19 protein-coding genes are annotated in these 17,570 nt (G+C 44.2%); 9 read left to right on the forward strand and 10 right to left on the reverse strand.

From position 1 onward, the window contains the following. The first annotated feature begins 191 nt into the window (after positions 1–191). Positions 192–1,187, forward strand: a complete 996-nt coding sequence (locus tag ACE1CM_RS24670; protein WP_374881376.1) for an NAD-dependent epimerase/dehydratase family protein — start codon at positions 192–194, stop codon at positions 1,185–1,187. A gap of 172 nt (positions 1,188–1,359) precedes the next feature. Here ACE1CM_RS24670 and ACE1CM_RS24675 read toward each other — a convergent pair whose 3' ends face one another. After that, on the reverse strand, positions 1,360–1,458 hold the full coding sequence (locus ACE1CM_RS24675; protein WP_307731573.1) for a cytochrome b6-f complex subunit PetL: 99 nt from the start codon (positions 1,456–1,458) through the stop codon (positions 1,360–1,362). Positions 1,459–1,490: 32 nt separating this feature from the next. On the opposite strand from ACE1CM_RS24675, the gene aroB reads away from it, so the two are divergent. After that, a complete protein-coding gene (gene aroB, locus ACE1CM_RS24680) occupies positions 1,491–2,591 on the forward strand; it encodes a 3-dehydroquinate synthase (protein ID WP_374881301.1) in 1,101 nt (366 codons plus the stop codon). A gap of 156 nt (positions 2,592–2,747) precedes the next feature. Here aroB and ACE1CM_RS24685 read toward each other — a convergent pair whose 3' ends face one another. From ACE1CM_RS24685 to ACE1CM_RS24700, 4 genes are all read right to left on the reverse strand, one after another. Continuing rightward, positions 2,748–3,590: a YwqG family protein gene (locus ACE1CM_RS24685; protein WP_374881303.1), complete on the reverse strand. Its 843-nt coding sequence runs from the start codon at positions 3,588–3,590 to the stop codon at positions 2,748–2,750. A 36-nt stretch (positions 3,591–3,626) separates the two neighbouring features. Beyond that, complete coding sequence (locus ACE1CM_RS24690) at positions 3,627–3,998, reverse strand: clan AA aspartic protease (RefSeq protein WP_374881305.1); 372 nt, start codon at positions 3,996–3,998, stop codon at positions 3,627–3,629. Then, complete coding sequence (locus tag ACE1CM_RS24695; protein WP_374881307.1) at positions 3,995–4,267, reverse strand: hypothetical protein; 273 nt, start codon at positions 4,265–4,267, stop codon at positions 3,995–3,997. The genes ACE1CM_RS24690 and ACE1CM_RS24695 overlap by 4 nt, the downstream gene beginning before the upstream one ends. Before the next feature lie 82 nt (positions 4,268–4,349). Continuing rightward, entirely contained in the window at positions 4,350–4,931 is a 582-nt protein-coding gene (locus ACE1CM_RS24700; RefSeq protein WP_374881309.1) for a hypothetical protein, read from the reverse strand. 223 nt (positions 4,932–5,154) lie between these two features. Between ACE1CM_RS24700 and ACE1CM_RS24705 the strand changes: the two genes are divergently transcribed. Together ACE1CM_RS24705 and ACE1CM_RS24710 are read left to right on the forward strand one after the other, a co-directional pair. Then, the gene (locus ACE1CM_RS24705) at positions 5,155–5,946 is read left to right on the forward strand and encodes an SAM-dependent methyltransferase (protein ID WP_374881311.1); all 792 of its coding nucleotides are present in this window, start codon (positions 5,155–5,157) and stop codon (positions 5,944–5,946) included. Between the two features lie 172 nt (positions 5,947–6,118). After that, positions 6,119–6,457: a cupin domain-containing protein gene (locus tag ACE1CM_RS24710; RefSeq protein ID WP_374881313.1), complete on the forward strand. Its 339-nt coding sequence runs from the start codon at positions 6,119–6,121 to the stop codon at positions 6,455–6,457. Here the strand turns inward: ACE1CM_RS24710 and galT are convergent. Next, positions 6,447–7,454, reverse strand: coding sequence for a galactose-1-phosphate uridylyltransferase (gene galT, locus ACE1CM_RS24715; protein ID WP_374881315.1), 1,008 nt, complete (start codon positions 7,452–7,454; stop codon positions 6,447–6,449). The two genes, ACE1CM_RS24710 and galT, sit on opposite strands and share 11 nt — an antisense overlap. A 192-nt stretch (positions 7,455–7,646) precedes the next feature. On the opposite strand from galT, the gene ACE1CM_RS24720 reads away from it, so the two are divergent. Beyond that, positions 7,647–8,465 carry a YwiC-like family protein gene (locus ACE1CM_RS24720; RefSeq protein ID WP_374881317.1) on the forward strand — a complete coding sequence of 273 codons (819 nt, stop codon included), beginning with the start codon at positions 7,647–7,649 and terminating at the stop codon, positions 8,463–8,465. A 198-nt stretch (positions 8,466–8,663) separates the two neighbouring features. Then, on the forward strand, positions 8,664–10,970 hold the full coding sequence (locus ACE1CM_RS24725; protein ID WP_374881319.1) for a nitric-oxide reductase large subunit: 2,307 nt from the start codon (positions 8,664–8,666) through the stop codon (positions 10,968–10,970). Between the two features lie 60 nt (positions 10,971–11,030). Here ACE1CM_RS24725 and ACE1CM_RS24730 read toward each other — a convergent pair whose 3' ends face one another. Next, on the reverse strand, positions 11,031–11,153 hold the full coding sequence (locus ACE1CM_RS24730; RefSeq protein ID WP_374881321.1) for a hypothetical protein: 123 nt from the start codon (positions 11,151–11,153) through the stop codon (positions 11,031–11,033). 620 nt (positions 11,154–11,773) lie between these two features. Between ACE1CM_RS24730 and ACE1CM_RS24735 the strand changes: the two genes are divergently transcribed. After that, entirely contained in the window at positions 11,774–12,331 is a 558-nt protein-coding gene (locus tag ACE1CM_RS24735; protein ID WP_374881323.1) for an HPP family protein, read from the forward strand. Positions 12,332–12,357: 26 nt separating this feature from the next. Here ACE1CM_RS24735 and ACE1CM_RS24740 read toward each other — a convergent pair whose 3' ends face one another. Then, positions 12,358–12,963, reverse strand: a complete 606-nt coding sequence (locus tag ACE1CM_RS24740; protein ID WP_374881325.1) for an NYN domain-containing protein — start codon at positions 12,961–12,963, stop codon at positions 12,358–12,360. A gap of 170 nt (positions 12,964–13,133) precedes the next feature. Further along, a complete protein-coding gene (locus tag ACE1CM_RS24745; RefSeq protein WP_374881327.1) occupies positions 13,134–13,337 on the reverse strand; it encodes a DUF2949 domain-containing protein in 204 nt (67 codons plus the stop codon). 459 nt (positions 13,338–13,796) lie between these two features. Here ACE1CM_RS24745 and ACE1CM_RS24750 point away from each other — a divergent pair, with 459 nt between their 5' ends. Further along, positions 13,797–14,417: a pentapeptide repeat-containing protein gene (locus ACE1CM_RS24750; RefSeq protein ID WP_374881329.1), complete on the forward strand. Its 621-nt coding sequence runs from the start codon at positions 13,797–13,799 to the stop codon at positions 14,415–14,417. A gap of 213 nt (positions 14,418–14,630) precedes the next feature. Next, a complete protein-coding gene (locus ACE1CM_RS24755) occupies positions 14,631–16,586 on the forward strand; it encodes a DICT sensory domain-containing protein (protein WP_374881331.1) in 1,956 nt (651 codons plus the stop codon). Positions 16,587–16,831: 245 nt separating this feature from the next. Here ACE1CM_RS24755 and ACE1CM_RS24760 read toward each other — a convergent pair whose 3' ends face one another. Further along, positions 16,832–17,560 carry a Crp/Fnr family transcriptional regulator gene (locus ACE1CM_RS24760; RefSeq protein WP_374881333.1) on the reverse strand — a complete coding sequence of 243 codons (729 nt, stop codon included), beginning with the start codon at positions 17,558–17,560 and terminating at the stop codon, positions 16,832–16,834. Between the last annotated feature and the right edge of the window lie 10 nt (positions 17,561–17,570).

Below are 17,570 nucleotides of genomic sequence, written 5' to 3' on the forward strand. Positions count from 1 at the left end.
ATCCCGAAACAGAGATGGCGATTGGCGAAACAGTGGCGAAGAGTGAATCTCAAATAGAAACGGGAAGAGAAAGGGAATCTCTCGGGCCCGCCGCGCCAGTAACAATAGGGGAAATTACCAATCCCGAAACAGAGATTGTCGTTACAAGTCAAGGAGAAAAGGAAAATCTGCCCGCAGAAGAAGATGCACCGATGCGGATTTTCATTACAGGTGCGAGTGGGTGCATCGGGCACTACATCGTAGAAACTTTGATTGAGAAAACAGACTACGAACTGTTTCTATTAGTAAGGAATCCAAATCAACTCAAATTTGATTGCAATGCCCGTCCCGGTATTCACATTGTCCAAGGTGATATGCGCGAAATCAAGCGCTTTGGCAAGCTGCTGAAGACGATGAATTGTGCCGTTTTGGCGGCGGCAGCTTGGGGAGGACAGGAAGCAATTGATGTAAATACGTTCAAAACTATCCAACTGCTGAAGTTACTCAACCCAAAAGTTTGTCAGCATATCATTTATTTTTCCACCGCCAGCGTCTTAAATCGCCAAAATCAATTGCTTAAAGAAGCTGGACAAGCGGGGACAGATTATATTCGTTCCAAATACGACGTCTTGCGTCAAGTAAACCGCGTACCCCTTGCTGGGCGCATCACTACGGTATTTCCAACTTTAGTTTTAGGAGGCGATGAAAAACATCCATATTCCCATATTTCCGCCGGATTACCAGACTTAATGAAAGAAACAGAAATAATTCGCTTTTTAGACAAACCGCTGTTGAAAGTAAAACCAATAGATTTGATTCGGTTTTTCCAAGCAGAGGGGAGTTTTCACTTTATCCACGCACGAGATATTGCCCAAGTCGTAAGATATCTCATAGACCATCCCCCAGAATCGCAAGATTCCCGCTGGTTGGTGTTGGGAAATGAACCCGTGACGATTAACGAAGTAATCGAGGAAGCTTGCGCCTATTTGAACAAACCTATTTCCTATCGCTTTAACCTGTCTCCTTGGTTAGCGAATATCTTTATCCGTTTGTTCCGGATTGAAATGAGTGCTTGGGATCGGTTCAGCTTCGACTATAGGCATTTTACTTACCAGAATCCGGTCAATCCGTCAACATTCGGAATGCCAGTTTACTGTCCTAATATTATTGATGTGCTAAAACTGAGCGGAATTTCACCCTTTGGGTAAAATTTAATAGACCTCTGCAAAAAAGAAACTAACATAGCAGGCAGGATGCCCACCCCACAAGAGTTTTTGCAGAAGTATCATGGGAAAGGTGCGTTAGGCGCTTCCAGAAGTTATGGTAATTTCAAAGAAGGCTAAATGCGCCTGACGCACCCGACGCTAATAGTTTATCGTTTTAGATCAGTTTGATGGCGCGGAAGCCAAAAAACAAGGCTAAAGCGACGGCATAAGCACCACCCAAGAGCAAAATATAAGCTAAAGCACCAGACAGCATTTGCGTTTCTCCTGTTTCTTTTAGGTTTTGATATGGAATCCGTTATAAATGTTAATGTACCGCAACAAGCATACGATATTGCGATCGCACCCAATAACTTAGACAAGTTGGGTGAGATGATGCAGTCGTTAAAGCTGGGGAAAAAAGTGCTGTTGGTGTCGAATCCGGCGATTTTCCGGCATTATGGGGAGAAAGCGATCGCCTCCCTCAATTCAGCAGAGTACGATGTGACTACCTGCATCCTCCCCGCAGGCGAACAATACAAAACCCTCACCGCCATCCAAAAAATCTATAACACCGCCCTGGAAAACCGTCTAGAACGCTCCTCGACAATGGTAGCCTTGGGAGGTGGCGTGATCGGCGATATGACAGGCTTCGCCGCCGCTACGTGGCTGCGCGGTATTAATTTTATCCAAGTACCCACCAGCTTGCTGGCGATGGTAGATGCAGCGATTGGCGGTAAAACTGGCGTCAATCATCCCAAAGGGAAAAACTTAATCGGGGCATTTTATCAACCCAAATTAGTATTAATCGACCCCCAAGTTTTAAATACCTTACCACCCAGAGAATTTCGCGCCGGAATGGCAGAAGTGATTAAATACGGCGTAATTTGGGATGCAGACTTGTTTGCAGCGTTAGAAGCATCTAAAAGATTGGATCAATTCCGCTATATCAGTGAGGAATTATTGCAACAAATCCTAAATAAATCTTGCCAAGCGAAGGCAGATGTGGTAAGCAAAGACGAAAAAGAATCGGGATTGAGGGCAATTTTAAATTACGGTCATACGATTGGTCATGCGGTCGAAAGTTTGACCGGATATAAGTTAGTAAATCATGGGGAAGCCGTGGCAATTGGCATGGTAGCGGCGGGACAGTTGGCGGTGCATTTGGAAATGTGGGATAAAACTGATGCAGAACGTCAAGATGCGTTGATTAAAAAAGCGGGATTGCCGACACAATTGCCAGCAGGATTGGATATTGAAGCGGTGATTGATACGTTGCAAACTGATAAGAAAGTGAAGGATGGGAAGGTGAGATTTATTCTGCCTACTCGGATTGGTGAAGTAATAGTAACGGATAAAGTTGAGGGGGATTTGATGCGGGAGGTGTTGCCAAAAATGCAGGCGGTTTAATTTTTTTGAACCGCAGAGGCGCAGAGGTCGCAGAGAGAAGAGAAGAGAGGATTCTTCTTACCCACGCTTTGCGATCGCACTACAACGAGGTGTTATGTCGCTTGTATTGTGCAACGATACAGCAGTACAGATTCAAATATGCCGTATGATGCAGCATCATCCACAATCCCAATTGTAGAGAACCCGCGAAAAATCTAAAGCTCCTAACGCTTTTTCCTCTATGAAAAAGTTACCTACGCCTGAATCCCCCCACTGAATACGCGCATTGTCTGCCCAATCAATCTGTAGTAGAAGAAGCCAGTTCTCATCGGGTGGTGTTAGGAATCGGCGGACATCTTGTTGCACAAAGTCTGCGTAACCACCTATTTTGTTACCTTGAGATGTAAATTTTTCTGTAAAATCGGCCCAAGCTTTTTCTTCCTCTTCAGTCAGAGAGGCAAGGAAGCCTTCTCCCAACAATCTCTCGAATCTATAGTCGTTGTGCCATACGACCTCTTCGCGCAAAGAAAACTCTAATCTGCACTCCCTCTCCACTGGCAGATAATTAAAATCTGGCAGAAAATCAACTGACGTTATCAGGAAGTTTTCATCTTCAATAATTTCAGGGTGATAAATAACACGGAAATTATTTTGGCTGGTTTGAAGTTTGAACTGTTCAACCGAATCGTATGGATCGGTAAACTCTAGTCCCCAAAGATCGTCGTCAGCGATGAAAAATTGAAGTATGCCTGCTGTTGGATAACCCTCAAGCTTGGGAGTCTCCGCGAAGTTAATCTGTGCAAGCAATGCCAACGGTCTTCCGTTTTTACTATGCGGATATTTAAAATTTTTGGGCATATAAGGAAGGCCCAAATACTTACTATACCAAGATTTGGGTAATTCTTTTTTCAGCGACTCCTCGTCATTAACTTCAAAAGGCTCAATATGTATAAATGTTGTCTTAGTAGCAAGAATGATATCTTGCTTTTCTAGGAAATTTTCGGTAAATTGAATATCCATTTTTTACTTTTACAATTGTAACAAATAAATATAAGGTCACAAAATGTCATCTATCAGAACTGTAGCACCTTGACAGAAATCTATGCTGAGATGATAATCTTGAAGCATTGCTGTGCCAATGAGTGGACGACGACCCATTGCTAGAACTGCTATATCGCGCGCTACACGGTTCCACACAACAGTTGCTAGGTAAACATCGGTTGCGACATTGGAGTTATCGGCTAGATTGGCATTGATTTGGGCAAGGTAGGGTAACCCAAGCTGAGCGATCGCAGCAGATGGTAAGGTTAAGAAACCTTCAAAGCCTGTATCAACAACACACTCAATTTCTATTAAATCTTCTTGTCCTGGGACACGAAAAATTACACCAATTCTTGCCTGGAGTCCAACAACATTTCCCTGTATCACACTCCAGTCCTAACCAATGTACCGCCAACGGCATAGACAGCATTAAAGCCAATCCTTTCTGCCCAAATTGCTGCATCAGCTTGTTTAGCTTGCAATCGACGACTGGTAACTACTAGATCGTCTCCTATTTCATAGTCGCCAGTTTCAACATTGATCGAGATAATTTTGCCAATATTCTCTGCTGTTTCTACATTGGCACGGATACTCTTTTCATAAAGTTCTTTGCCACGGCGAGCAATTTCTTCTCTACTGAGGGCGGAATGAGTCATATCAGTTACCTTCTCATTCAAATAGCAGTTCCTAAATACATGATAAGCGAGAATGAATTAAGTGTATGGGTAAGCAGCCAATCTAGGCACACCCTTCAACGTACTCGACTTCTGGGAGTCTTCCCGATCGGAATATCGTTACCCGATTATTGAGTGTTTCAAATACTAACCGATAGTTGCGATCGCGCGCATCTTTGGGAATATAAGTTAAATAGTGTCCGCCTCGATCAAACGTGTATTCATGGGGAGTTACTCTAATTTGTCCTGGATAAAGCGATTTAATTCGCTCTTCTGTATCGCCAATTTTTGCTCCACTAACTGTGGTAATGCGATCGCTAACAATTTCTACTCTCGCAATCCGGTCAACCTCACGATTTATCGGGCCTTCTTTGTGAGGACTTATGACCATAAATTGCAAGCCTTGCGGCCCCCGTTGCGGTCGAATGTGGTAACAATTGTCTAGTCGTCCATTACTTACAAACCGCACTCTAGCAGAAAGTTCGGCTTCTGCAATCGTCATGCCAACGCGCACGGGACCGATGCCATCAATCGCTAATTTCGATTGTTCTGTCAGTGTTGTTTGAGCAGAAAGCGGTAGAGTAGAAAGTATAAATGTTAAGAACGTGCCGATAATAAATGCCAAAATTTTAATATTGCGCCTCATAGTTAAATTTCCTAAAATTTAGTTTATGGTTGCTGCAAATGTTCGGTTAAAAATAACTATTTAGACTATTGTAACTCAGCCTCAGCGTGTTGCCACCGTAGGGTGTCGCGATATACCTCCGGCACGCTAAGCGATCGCATTGTTCAAATATGAGCTACCTCAAAGACGTTATCGCCAGAATTTGCCAAACTAAAGATACCACTGAGTTAGAAGGGCATCGAACATGACTCAGACTCCCGTCAACATTCAAACTGCACAGGGACATCAAGTATTAGCCGCAGCCGGTAAGAAAATTCTCCGACCGGGCGGAAAGTCTGCTACAGAACAGTTATTTGAGTGGGCGAATTTTCAACCAAACGAGACAGTATTGGAACTTGCGGCTAGTTTTGGAGAGAGTGCGATCGCACTATCCCAACGTTATGGCGTCCGCGTTGTCGGCGTGGAAAAAAACCCGGAAAGTGTAGCGCGTGCAAAAGCCAATATTCGCAATGCTGGTTTAGAACAACAAATAGAAATTATCGAAGGAGATATTTTCCACTTAGAAGCAATTCCCGGCGAATTTGATTGCGTTTTTGCCGAAGCAATTCTCTCGATGCAATCTGCACCAGGAAAAGCCAAAATCTTAAACTCTATTCGCGATAAGCTAAAAAACGGAGGTAAATTTCTCTCCCACGAACTACTAGCCCAAAACAACGAAGAAGAAATCCACCAACAACTTGCACAAACCATCCGCAGCAACACCACACCCCTATCAGAAACAAATTGGATTGCAGCTTGTACCGCAGCAGGATTGCAAGTTCAACAGCACAAAACTGGAGCAATGGCATTACTGAATCTGCCATCAATGATTCAAGATGAAGGTTTAGTAGATACAGCCAAATTTCTGTGGAATGTATTAGCTAACCCAGAAATCCGAAAACGAGTGCTAGCCATGCGCCAAATCTTCAACAAATATCGGCAAGACTTGGGTTACATAGTTCTCGTAGCTGTTAAAAACAAGCCACTCTCTCTCTAATTACCAGAAAAAATGGGTTGTTAGCCTTCCCCTTTTAAGGGAAAAGGAAAAATTAATTGGCTTCGCTCACAATCCTATAAGCTTTAGGGAGAGGTAACTGTCAACTGTCAACTGTCAACTGTTGAACTCTTCCCTCTGCGTCCTCTGCGCCTCTGCGGTTAATTATCTAATCATGACTTCTAAAACAGTGCCTACCCCATCCTTCACAACTCAACTGAGAGAACAAATTGAATATCCCACTGGGGGAGTTCTAAGTAAAGTTCTCTTGAAAGACAATAATTGCCAGTACACCCTATTTTGCCTAGCATCTGGCACAGAAATTTCCGAACACACCTCAACGCGAAACGCGACAGTTCACGTCCTTCAAGGTCGAGGAATTCTGACCTTAGAAGGAAGAGAAATTACACTGGTTCCAGGTATATTTGTCTTTATGCCTGCGAATGCTCCTCATGCCTTAAAAGCCGAGGAAAATTTGGCATTTTTGCTGACACTTTCTGAAATTAACCATTAGCTGGAATTTCAACAGAACGCAAAAAACTCGCGCTTTCTTCTGGCAGTGCTGTATTAATATACATGCCACTGCCTAATTCAAATCCGGCGGTCAAATTCGTTCGCGGTATGAGTGCAATATACCAGTGAAAGTAATCGGTGCGTTCCTCTGCGGTTGGAATAGAACGGATTGTGTAATTGTAATCGGGATTGTTCAATCCGTAATAAAGTTTAGCCAAAACGGTTTTCAGCATCTTGGCTAAATCTTCAATTTCTGTATCGGTAATATCGTCAAAACAAGATGTATGGCGACGGGGAAAAATCCAAGTATGAAAAGGTGAAAGCGCCGCATAGGGAATAAACGCGACAAAATGTTCGCTTTCTGCTATAATTCTTTCCCTGCTTGCCAATTCATCTTTGATTGTGCGACAAAATATACATTCGCCCGTATCGTCAAAATAACGAATCGCTTCTTGCAAGCGAATTCGCAATTGGTAAGGGACAACTGGCGTTGCTGCTAGCTGGGAGTGAGGATGTTCTAAAGATGTGCCTGCACTTTGACCATGATTTTTAAAGATAATAATCGTGGCAATGCGAGGGTCGTGTCTAATTTCAGCATATCTTTGACGGTAAACTCTGATAATATTGGCTACGTCTTCAATTTCCATCAGTGCGGTCGTCAAGTCATGTCGGGGATGTTCGATAATAACTTCGTGAAATCCCACTCCGGATAAGGAACGATTTATACCTGCGACTTTCCTAATAGCTTCTCCCACGGGAAATAAAGCAGGATATTTGTTATAAACAGCACGCACTCTCCATCCGCGATTATCGTTCAAACGATAGGATTCTAGTTCGGTAAAATCTTCGTTACCGGCACAAAAGGGACAAGTAGGACTATAGGAAGGGATGCGAACAGTTTCGGTGTGAGGTTTGGCAAATTGGTGGGGTCTTTTTGCCCTTTCGGTAGCAATAATTACCCAGTCCCTGGTAATTGCATTTAGTCTGAGTTCGGTCATTTTGTCCTCATTTTTGACGAGGGTTTGTGCCACCAATTTTATCCGATGGATATGGCTAAATATGGGGAGCGTTAGCCAATCGTAAAATGAGGATAGGAATAAGGCAATTCTGCCAACCAAAACTCAATCAAATCTTGATTTAATTACCATGCAATAGCTAACCTGTCAACCAATGTTAATCTTTTTCAACCTATGACTACCACAACAACTGAAACTCAAAAAAAACCTAACCCCCAGGGGTGGTATAAACCGACTTTTTCGCCAGAACATGGGGTTTATGTGATGCTGCTGGTTTCTTTTTTTACAGGTGCAGCAGCGGCACAAAATTGGACGCTTTTAACGACGTTGGCTTTAATTTGTGCGTTTATTGGCTTTCAAGCTGAACATCCCCTTGTTCTACAGATAAAACAACGAAAAAGCTTGAAGCCGCGTTTTTTAGTTTGGGGTGGATTGTATGCAGGAATTTGCTTGGCGATCGCTCTATACCTATACCTAAGATATCCTATATTACTGTGGATTTATTTTGCTGCGATCGCTGCCTTAATTATCGATGGTATTTCCGCCTTCCACCGGGAACAAAAATCTATCTTTAATGAGATAGTAACCTTCGCTGCGGTATGTCTTTCTGCACCCTTCGCTTATGCTGTTACTACGGGGACAATTTCAACCATTGCCATCGGTTTGTGGGCGATTAATACGCTTTATTTTTGCAGTACTATTTTTACTGTAAAGCTGCGGAAACCGAAAACGAGTTCTGTTATTCCGGGGGTGGTGTATCATGCGATCGCAATCCCAATTATCACCGGACTCTACTATTTAGGCTGGCTATCTTTACCCATCGCTTTAGCATTTGGAATAGCCCTACTCAAATTCGCCATCATAGCTTGGCAACAGCAATTGTTTAGCACCGCCAAAATTCAATATGTGGCAATGCTAGAAACAGGATGTGCCTTCATTTTTCTGGCAATTGTTGCCCTCTCGCTGCTGCCAACGCGCTTAACAACTCTTTAGAAAACTCCGCATTTATATATGCCTTTGGTTAGAGCCACTGTAGCGAAATTAGCAGTAATCTAAAAAATGCTAACAAAGTAGCGAGAATCATCTTCAAAGCGCTACAAGGGGTTTTAGAGGACTTGCCAGTTGTTTATTAAATCGGCAACAGTTTAGCGAATTTCAAAGAAAATTATCAGAAGTTTTGGAGATTTGGCTATGACCGATACCACGGTATTTAATGGCGGTACGGCAACAGCTACAAGAACTCGCCAACTCAGCTTTCCAGCTTGGCTAGTGCTAATATGTATCGTTGCCTTTACCGTTTTACTGGCAGCGGGTGCTGCTATTTGGAAAAACGCTCCACCCGTCCCAGACTTTGTGCGTTCCTCTCAACAAGAAATCATCCTCACAAAGGCAGAAATTCAAGCCGGACAAGAAATTTATCTGGCACGCGGCGGTCAACATATTGGCAGCGTATGGGGACACGGCAGCTACTTAGCACCCGATTGGACAGCTGACGTTCTCCACAAATGGGGTTTAGCAACTGCTGGGGTTTTATACAACAATAATCCCAACTTTTTGCCAGAAGATTTAGCCGCATTACCAGCCCCAGAAAGAGCCAGTTTGCAAGCACAAGTCAGCGAAGAATTTAAAACCAATCGTTACGACCCTCAAACCCACTCACTAACCCTGACAAACGCCCAAACCGAAGGGTTAAAATACGTCTTCGACCAGTATCACAATCTATTAACCTACGGTTCTTCTATTCACTCAATTCCTCAAGGTTGGTTTAAAGACGATACCCAAATTCGCAACGTCACCGCCTTCTTTGCTTGGACAGCTTGGGCAGCAGCAGCCAATCGACCCAATGCCCCCTTTTCTTATACCGCAAATTGGCCTCACGATGACTTAATTGGCAATCAAGCACCGGGGCAATTTATTATCTGGTCGATTGTTTCAGTTATCGTATTGATTGCTGGCATTGGTGCCTTTCTGTTTGTCTATCTCACCCAAGAAGAACCCGACGAAATTCAACCAGTCCCAGCACGTCCAGCGGTGCGAATTCCCACACCCAGCCAAAAAGTTACCTCGCTATTTTTCGGCGTCGCGATGGTGCTGTTTTTAGTGCAAATTGTGATGGGAATGTTCACGGCGCATTATGCTGTAGAAGGCGAAGGTTTTTACGGAATTCCTCTAATTAACTTCCTGCCTTATGCTGCTTCCCGCACTTGGCACTTGCAATTAGCCGTATTTTGGATTGCGACTTGTTGGCTAGCAGCCGGACTTTACTTCGCCCCTCGTTTCGGTGGTTTTGAACCCAAATTCCAAGCCGTTGGAAATAGCATTCTTCTAATTGCCTTAACCGTCGTTGTCGTCGGTTCAATGATTGGTTCTTGGAGTGCAATTACGGGAGTTTTAGACGTAAAAAATAGCTTCCTTTGGGGACACCAAGGCTATGAATACATCGAACTAGGTCGAGTTTGGCAATTGCTGCTAATTGGCGGCATGATTTTCTGGTTGTGGCTGATGTACCGCGCCTTCAAACCCGCTTTGCTAAAAGAAAAAAGTCCCACCGGATTGAGTCACTTTTTCCTGTACAGCGCGATTACAATTCCCCTGTTTTATTCAGTGGGTTTAGCTTATACCAATCGCACGCCTTTGAGTATTGCAGAATATTGGCGCTGGTGGGTGGTTCACTTGTGGGTAGAAGGTTTCTTCGAGGTATTTGCTACCGTTGTGATTGCTTATTTATGCAGCGAATTGGGCTTTTTGAAGAAATCTTCAGCGCTGCGCGCTACTTACCTGACGACTATTTTGTATTTGGGTAGTGGCGTAATTGGAACCTTGCACCATTTGTATTTTTCCGGTACGCCGTCGTTTATTGCGGCACTGGGAGCGGTGTTTTCAGCATTGGAAGTAGTCCCTTTAACGTTGATAGGGTTTGAAGTATTACAAAGCTTGAGACTTTCGCGAGAAGCTGAAGGATTTTATCGCTGGCCTTTGCGCTTTTTTATCGCTACCTGTATTTGGAATTTAATCGGTGCTGGCGTGTTTGGTTTCTTAATTAACCCGCCCATTGTTCTCTACTACTCTCAAGGTTTAAATACTACGCCAATTCACGCACATGCTGCTTTATTTGGTGTCTATGGCTGTCTTGCTTTGGCGCTGATGCTGTTTGCTTTGCGGGAATTCGTACCAGAAGATGCATGGAATGAAAATCTGCTGAAGTTCTCTTTCTGGATGATTAACGGCGGCTTAGTTGTGATGCTAATTTTTGGCTTAATTCCCAATGGCTTCTATCAGCTAGTACAGTCAATTAATTACGGCACTTGGTATGCTCGTAGTGCTGAAGTGATTACCAGTCCTTGGATGCGGTGGACGGTATGGTTACGAATTCCAGGTGACATTATTTTTGCCATCGGTACATTGGCAATGTTTGTCTTTACTGTAAGGGCGATTTACGCTATCTTTCGCTTTCCAGTTGCAAGTAAACCTGAATTAAAAGCGGCTGAACAATCTTAAATGTTTGTAGTAAGGACTTTAGTCCTTGCTGAGTGAGACATGATACCAAATCCAGGTTAGCTACCCCGCAATATCATTTTCCTCTTCTCTTCTTTCTTCTTGGCGTTCTTGGCGTCTTGGCGGTTCATTTAAAAAGGGGGTCATCCAAGCGGATTTGGTATTCTTTTCGTTGATTGAAAACATTAGCAAATTTGCTAAAATGTTAACATTTATGATGCCACCGGACGCCGATTTTAGTAGACGTGATATGCTCCATTAAAGTTGACAACAAAAAACTCCGTCACCCTAACTAATTAGTCCAGTCTGGACAAGGGGGGTAGCGTCAACAGTTGATTGAAGTCACAAGCATTCCCCGATGCCTTCACAGATAGGGGATAAGAGCTGCGTAGTTCAGCCTATGGCAGTTAACTGCTCAAAGTGAAAGCGAAGGGGGTTGCTGCAATGCAATCGGAGGCTATTTAATATTTGCCTATACTTTCACCAACTATGAGGACTAAAGTCCTCACTACGAACTATACCCAACCTTAGTTAGCTAGGGTTGGGGATTTTTTCATGCGTTGCACAAATTGCAACGCTGGGCGTCAGAGAGGGGACAGCCGTCTGGTATATAAGCACGACATAGACAAAAGATTAATCTTTTCTGTAGCTTAAACTACCATTTAAGGCTATTGTAAGCATAGGTAAAAATTCTTAAGCCATCCTCCTGGATGTTGGGGCTTGAGGTTGCTGCCGGATTCATAAGTATGTCTGATTTTTTTATATTAATCATTAAGATATTCTTATTTTTTGGTGGCACGCAGTTTATGAAAAGTTATCCGAGCAAACGGAATTACAAACGGACTTTGGCACGGTTAAAAATTTTTTTGTGCAAGCTTCATGGCAGTTCAGTTTATCAACCCCGGTTTTCGTACAAACAAATTTTGTTTTCCTATATTGGTAGTTTCCTGGGTATTGCAGCATTGGCTTACCTTTCCATCAAGACCAATTATCCTTTAATTGCGGGGCCTTTTGGTGCAACTGCCGTATTGCTTTTTGCAGTTCCAGAAAGTCCTTTAGCACAGCCACGCAATGTGCTTGGCGGCAATATTATCGGTGCTATTGTCGGGTTGATTTTACTACATTTATTTGGTTCGCAACCTTGGGTGATGGCTTTAGCTGTTGCCACTGCGATTAAAGTGATGCAACTAACAAGAACTTTACACCCTCCTGGTGGCGCTGTGGCATTAGTGGGAGTGATGAGTCATGCTAAATGGGATTTTCTTTTTACACCAGTGCTAGCTGGTTCAATTATTATGTTATTTTGCACGCTCGCATTCAACAATCTGATACCAGAAAGGCGTTATCCCAAACACTGGTTGTAGAATGCGTTCAAGTTTTTTAGATGAGACTACACTTTTTGAATGTCCTGTTTAATGCTTGCAAGGTCGGTGTAGCAGTCAGCAACTTTGATTAAACTGTCGCTGGTCATGGAGTACAAGCTGACAACTTCGACTTGCACTCCTTGGTATCCCAGAGCATTAACAACGTAGGCGAGGTCTCCATCTCCGCTTACCAGCACCACCCCATCGCAATAGCTGGCTAATTTCATCATATCGACGGCAATTTCTACATCTAAATTTGCTTTTTTGGAGCCATCTGGCAGCTGAATTACATCTTTGGTGATGACGCGATAACCGTTGTGCCGCATCCACATCAGAAAGCCTTGTTGTTTGTCGTTGCTGCGATCTACGCCTGTGTAGAAATAAGCCCGCACCAACCGACGACCTTTGGTTAAATAGTACAGCAGTTTTGTATAGTCGATTTCTATGTTGAGCTGCGCTGCTGCGTAAAATAAGTTGGCACCATCAATAAAAATCACCACGCGATCGCGATTCGCAGATTCAACAATCTCTGAATTCTCCACTATTTGCAACTGCGAGCGTTCGGGTAGTTGTGCAGACTCAGATAGCTTCGATAATTGGCTATCCCTCTGAGGTTTCGGCAATAGCTGCATACAAGGCGACCTCTCTATTTGGCCTTTACGTCCTCACGTTTGTGCTGACTGAGGCTATTTAATATTTTCTTTATATTCTCTAGGATGTTCTCAATGATACTGCTTGGTCAAGCTAAAAATACACAATTCTTAACTTACTGCAATATTTATAACGACAGATTTATCTTCACTCAAGCTGTCTCTAACCAATCAAACATCCGGTCTAATTGTTTCAGATTCACCAAGCCATACTGCCAAAGTATTGTCGCTAGCAGATTTGAGTCCTGCACAGACTGTTGCGGCATCAATTTTTCCAGAAGGCGCTGGGCGAACGCAATCTCAGCAGCACCAATCTCCATATCTTCTTGCAAAAAGCGAATGAACTGCGCCTGCATGGTCAATTTCCTCACCCTTTCTCCGGTTGCCTACAAGAAATGTAACAAATTATGTAAATTTTTGTAAAGCATTTTTTCATAATTCGCCACTCAGGAGGCAAAAGACAAAATCGATACCTTGCTGCTGGCTGCTGGAATATCCGTCTGAAGCCAAATTGCCTCAATTGCTGTACTGATGGGATTGTTACCTAGTTTACTTTTAACCCACTGTTCAGCAATTCTTATCGCTTACATAAGCGCAAAATATTAACACATTGTTAAGAAAATTTAAAAAAACATTAAGAATGTGTTACATTAATTAACGGAAAGCAACGAAACCAAACAAAATCTGGAGGTAGCTTGAGGTTGTGCGGGCAAATTAATCAATGCTTAAACAAATCTAAAAAAACAGGCGATATTAAGCGCTGGCAAGACATGCTTAGTTCTAGAAGCCCCACAGAAATTTCAAATCCAAAGTTTATGAACCCAGAGCAGCTGCTGAAGAGCTATGCAGCCGGAGAGCGGGTATTTCGTCAGGCAAACCTGCGAGGAGCCGACTTAAGCGAAGTTCGTCTTGCTGGCATCAAGCTTGGGCAAGCTGACCTCGCTCTTGCCAACCTATCGGCGGCAAACCTGCGTTGGAGCAATTTGAGCGAAGCAAGTTTGAAGGGAGCGACTCTCTGGCGAGCCGACTTGAGTGGCGCGCGCCTGATTCGAGCCAACTTGAGCGGAGCCAATTTAATTCAGGCGAAACTGAGCCAAGCGGACTTACACAAAGTATTGCTAGTCAGAGCAGAGCTGCGGTTGGTAGATCTGCGGGATGCCGACCTGAGCGGTGCCGATATGACAGGAGTTGACCTGAGTTATGCCGACTTGAGCAACGCCAACCTAGCAGGAGCCGACCTGAGCAGGGCGAACTTGACGGGTGCTAACCTCAGCAATACAGACTTATATCGCGTCAACTTGGCGAGAGCAATTTTAGCCAGAACGAATTTGTCTGCTGCCAACCTCAGCGAAGTCAACTTAGATCGGGTCGATCTGAGTACGGCTAATTTAACCGACGCCACCTTGGCTCAATTGGGTTCTGGCAACGAGAACTAACAGCGATTCTTCTCAAGATCAAAGCACTTGGTCGTAGAGCAAGCGACTTTAGTCGTGGAGACAAAAAAATCTATTTCTTGATAGAATTCCCTGGATTGATGGGGTTTCTCCCCATCCCCGCGTCCCCGCATCTTTGCGTCCCCGCATCATGAGCGTCCCCGCGTCCTCTTCAAGACTGCTCCTGGCTAAGGAATTTTCCCAGTTGATTGTGTAATGAATAACTCATATTCTCTGTTGCAGGAGTTACGCCAGAGCTTGCCCCACTTGCGTCCTCAGCTCTACTTCAAGGCTTCCCTAACGGCGCTTTCCCATGCAATAGAAGATGCAGTATTAGTAGGGAAAGGTACGCCGCTAGCGATTGCCAATTTTCAACACGAGCGATTCTACCGCCAAGAAGTCCGTCGCTATCAGCGCATCGCTCAATGCACGGATCAAGTTTACGTGCTGGCTGTCCCGGAATCTGATTTTGGAGCAGCTTCAGCTTCCTATGTGACGATTCCCCTTGACCCTAATGATGGTTTAGCACAAGAGTGGCATTTAATTGTCATCGATCGGCAATATTCAGCTTGCATAATTTGCCGAGAACAAGTTTCGCCGGAAAACCCTGCATTATTAGATCAAGCGCGGAAGTTCAAAGGCATTTGGTCGTTTGACCGTCAGGTTTGCCTTCAAGCAGCCAAGTTATTGTTAGAGAGGATTTTAGCTTACAAACCGGAACTGGAATCGGAGGTAAAACAGACGCTAAAACGGTACGGTTTAACCGGCAAAACCTCAGTTCAAATCAAAAATAAGCGATCGCCCCAACTAGATCAACTATTTACCGAGCGCCTGATCGCTTACTTGCAAGCGAGCCAATTCAAACTATTAAGAGCTTACCGCGCCATTGCCGTCCAAGAGGGCAAAGAACGCCTAATTAATGTCCTGAGTGCATTTATCCGTCGGTCGCTCAATCCCCAACAGGTACTGATATCAACGGTACAGGAATTAGGACAAGTCTTTAACTCATGCCGGTGTATACTCTATCGCTGCGATGCCTTTGGTCAAACGTTACCGATTGAATATGAATCGGTTGCTGTTAAAGTTACTTCCATGCGGGGTGAAATTTGGTCGATAGTAGAACATTCCCTATTTCGAGAAGTATTGGAGAAAGATGAAGCGATCGCAATTGCCGATATTTCCCAAGACTTAGGCATTCGCAGCGATTCGGAGTTACAAGCTAAGTTCGGGCGGTGGCAAATTCGCTCTTGTTTATTAGTACCGATTCGCTATCAAGAAGCCCAGCTTGGCATGTTAGAAATCCATTATTGCGGCAGCGAGGCGCATCCTTGGTGTGCAGATGAGATTGCCTTAGTCGTTGCGATCGCCGCCCAGGTGGGAATTGCCCTCATGCAAGCCCAAGCTTATACTGACCTAGAGGCGCTCAACCGACAACTGGAAGCCATCGAGCGCAGTCAGCGCAATTTGATTGCGATCGCCGGACACGAATTGCGAACCCCCTTATCCACCATCCGTATTTGCTTAGAAACTCTAGCGACTACGCCAGAAATCCCCACCGATTTGCAACAGGAAATGCTACAAACGGCCCTCAACGATTCAGACCGTTTGCAACAGCTAATTCAAGATTTCTTGCGGCTATCGCGGTTAGAAAGCGGTCTAGTACGTTGGCAAATAGAGCCGCTGTCGCTGCCCGAATGTCTGGATTTAGCCATCAGCAATCTTAAAACGCGCCGCTTACCAGAAACATTACCTCAAATTGTTTTAGATTTACCCAATTTTTTACCACCAGTTCAAGCTGATGGGGAAGGAATTACAGAAGTGCTGATTAAACTTTTAGACAATGGCTGCAAGTTTACACCTACCAGCGGTCAAATTACCGTTCGCGCTCAAGTCCTTGACAAACTTCAAATGTTAGAAGTTATTATTATCGACACTGGTCGAGGAATTGAACCCAGTCAATTAGAATCGATTTTCGACCGCTTCTATCAAGAAGAAGCATTTCTTCAGCGCACCATTGGTGGTAGCGGACTCGGTTTAGCAATCTGCCGCCAAATTATTCAAAGCTTGGGCGGAAAAATTTGGGCAACCTCTGCTGGCAAAGATAGGGGAAGTCAGTTTCACTTAACAATTCCAATTTCCCCAATTGTACTTGGGAGCATGTCAGCTTTGTAGCCGACACCCTTAAGGGTGTCGCTACACAAACAAAGCCTGCTCTAGCATGCTTTAAAAGCTTTAGCCCCTCTCTGCTAGGGCTTCGTTTTTGTAGCCGACACCCTCAAGGGTGTCGCTACACAGACAAAGCCTGCTCTAGCAGGCTTTAAAAGCTTTAGCCCCTCTCTGCTAGGGCTTCGTTTTTGTAGCCGCACCCTTGAGGGTGTCGGCGTAGATTTGCATTCCTGACATGCTCCCATTGTACTTTAGTAATTTATCTTGCCCGACGCCATACTTGCTGACCCACACGCTAACGCCAAATCTGCCAATTCCTCTGCATCTAAAATCGCAATCTTCCCGCCACGTCGATAAACCAAAACCGACTTCATACTCTTAATCAACCGGACGCATTCTTCATAAGTAATGCCGATACTCCGCGCTATCTTATAATAGGAAAGATTCGCCTTTAAACAAATACCATCTGGCGTTTTTTCTGTCCCGTATTGCGCGGCAAAATACTGAATAAATCTGGCTAAACGCACAATAGCTCTTTCTGAAACCAATCCATGTACCGTGTCGTGGAGTTGCTGAAGTCGCTGATTAAATACCATCAACATTCGCAAAGCAATTTCAGGATTATTTCTAATTGCTTCTAATAAAGCATCTTTTTCGACTGTAATAACCAGGCAATTGCGCTCAGCAGTTACCGTCGCGGGTGCAATGCCATTTCCTAATAAAGCTGGTGCGGCGAATATTTCCCCAGGTGATAAAGTGCGGAGAATAGTTTCTTTACCAGTACTTGCTGTTTTGGTAATTCGTAAAGAACCACCCACAAGGGCAAATAGTTTTGCGGGTATGGGATCGCTCTCCTGCATCACGATTTCCCCCGCTTGGTAGTCTTGCACTCGACTATGGGCTTGTAAACCTTCTAATTCCCAGGTTTCTAGCTGTGCAAACACTTGAATTTGAGCCAGTTGTTCAACGGTAGCTTGCAAGTGAATCCTC

Source organism: Microseira sp. BLCC-F43 (assembly GCF_041929235.1).
GTDB lineage: Bacteria > Cyanobacteriota > Cyanobacteriia > Cyanobacteriales > Aerosakkonemataceae > Microseira.

Excerpts from the sequence above, each read along its gene's own strand:
- aroB (WP_374881301.1), top strand. The coding sequence starts at position 1,491 with ATGGAATCCGTTATAAATGTTAATGTACCGCAACAAGCATACGATATT.
- ACE1CM_RS24705 (WP_374881311.1), top strand. The coding sequence starts at position 5,155 with ATGACTCAGACTCCCGTCAACATTCAAACTGCACAGGGACATCAAGTA.
- ACE1CM_RS24685 (WP_374881303.1), bottom strand. The coding sequence starts at position 3,590 with ATGGATATTCAATTTACCGAAAATTTCCTAGAAAAGCAAGATATCATT.
- ACE1CM_RS24670 (WP_374881376.1), top strand. The coding sequence starts at position 192 with ATGCGGATTTTCATTACAGGTGCGAGTGGGTGCATCGGGCACTACATC.
- ACE1CM_RS24695 (WP_374881307.1), bottom strand. The coding sequence starts at position 4,267 with ATGACTCATTCCGCCCTCAGTAGAGAAGAAATTGCTCGCCGTGGCAAA.
- ACE1CM_RS24720 (WP_374881317.1), top strand. The coding sequence starts at position 7,647 with ATGACTACCACAACAACTGAAACTCAAAAAAAACCTAACCCCCAGGGG.
- ACE1CM_RS24700 (WP_374881309.1), bottom strand. The coding sequence starts at position 4,931 with ATGAGGCGCAATATTAAAATTTTGGCATTTATTATCGGCACGTTCTTA.
- ACE1CM_RS24730 (WP_374881321.1), bottom strand. The coding sequence starts at position 11,153 with ATGTTTTCAATCAACGAAAAGAATACCAAATCCGCTTGGATGACCCCC.
- ACE1CM_RS24755 (WP_374881331.1), top strand. The coding sequence starts at position 14,631 with ATGAATAACTCATATTCTCTGTTGCAGGAGTTACGCCAGAGCTTGCCC.
- ACE1CM_RS24740 (WP_374881325.1), bottom strand. The coding sequence starts at position 12,963 with ATGCAGCTATTGCCGAAACCTCAGAGGGATAGCCAATTATCGAAGCTA.
- ACE1CM_RS24750 (WP_374881329.1), top strand. The coding sequence starts at position 13,797 with ATGAACCCAGAGCAGCTGCTGAAGAGCTATGCAGCCGGAGAGCGGGTA.
- ACE1CM_RS24735 (WP_374881323.1), top strand. The coding sequence starts at position 11,774 with ATGAAAAGTTATCCGAGCAAACGGAATTACAAACGGACTTTGGCACGG.
- ACE1CM_RS24725 (WP_374881319.1), top strand. The coding sequence starts at position 8,664 with ATGACCGATACCACGGTATTTAATGGCGGTACGGCAACAGCTACAAGA.
- ACE1CM_RS24675 (WP_307731573.1), bottom strand. The coding sequence starts at position 1,458 with ATGCTGTCTGGTGCTTTAGCTTATATTTTGCTCTTGGGTGGTGCTTAT.
- ACE1CM_RS24745 (WP_374881327.1), bottom strand. The coding sequence starts at position 13,337 with ATGCAGGCGCAGTTCATTCGCTTTTTGCAAGAAGATATGGAGATTGGT.
- ACE1CM_RS24710 (WP_374881313.1), top strand. The coding sequence starts at position 6,119 with ATGACTTCTAAAACAGTGCCTACCCCATCCTTCACAACTCAACTGAGA.
- galT (WP_374881315.1), bottom strand. The coding sequence starts at position 7,454 with ATGACCGAACTCAGACTAAATGCAATTACCAGGGACTGGGTAATTATT.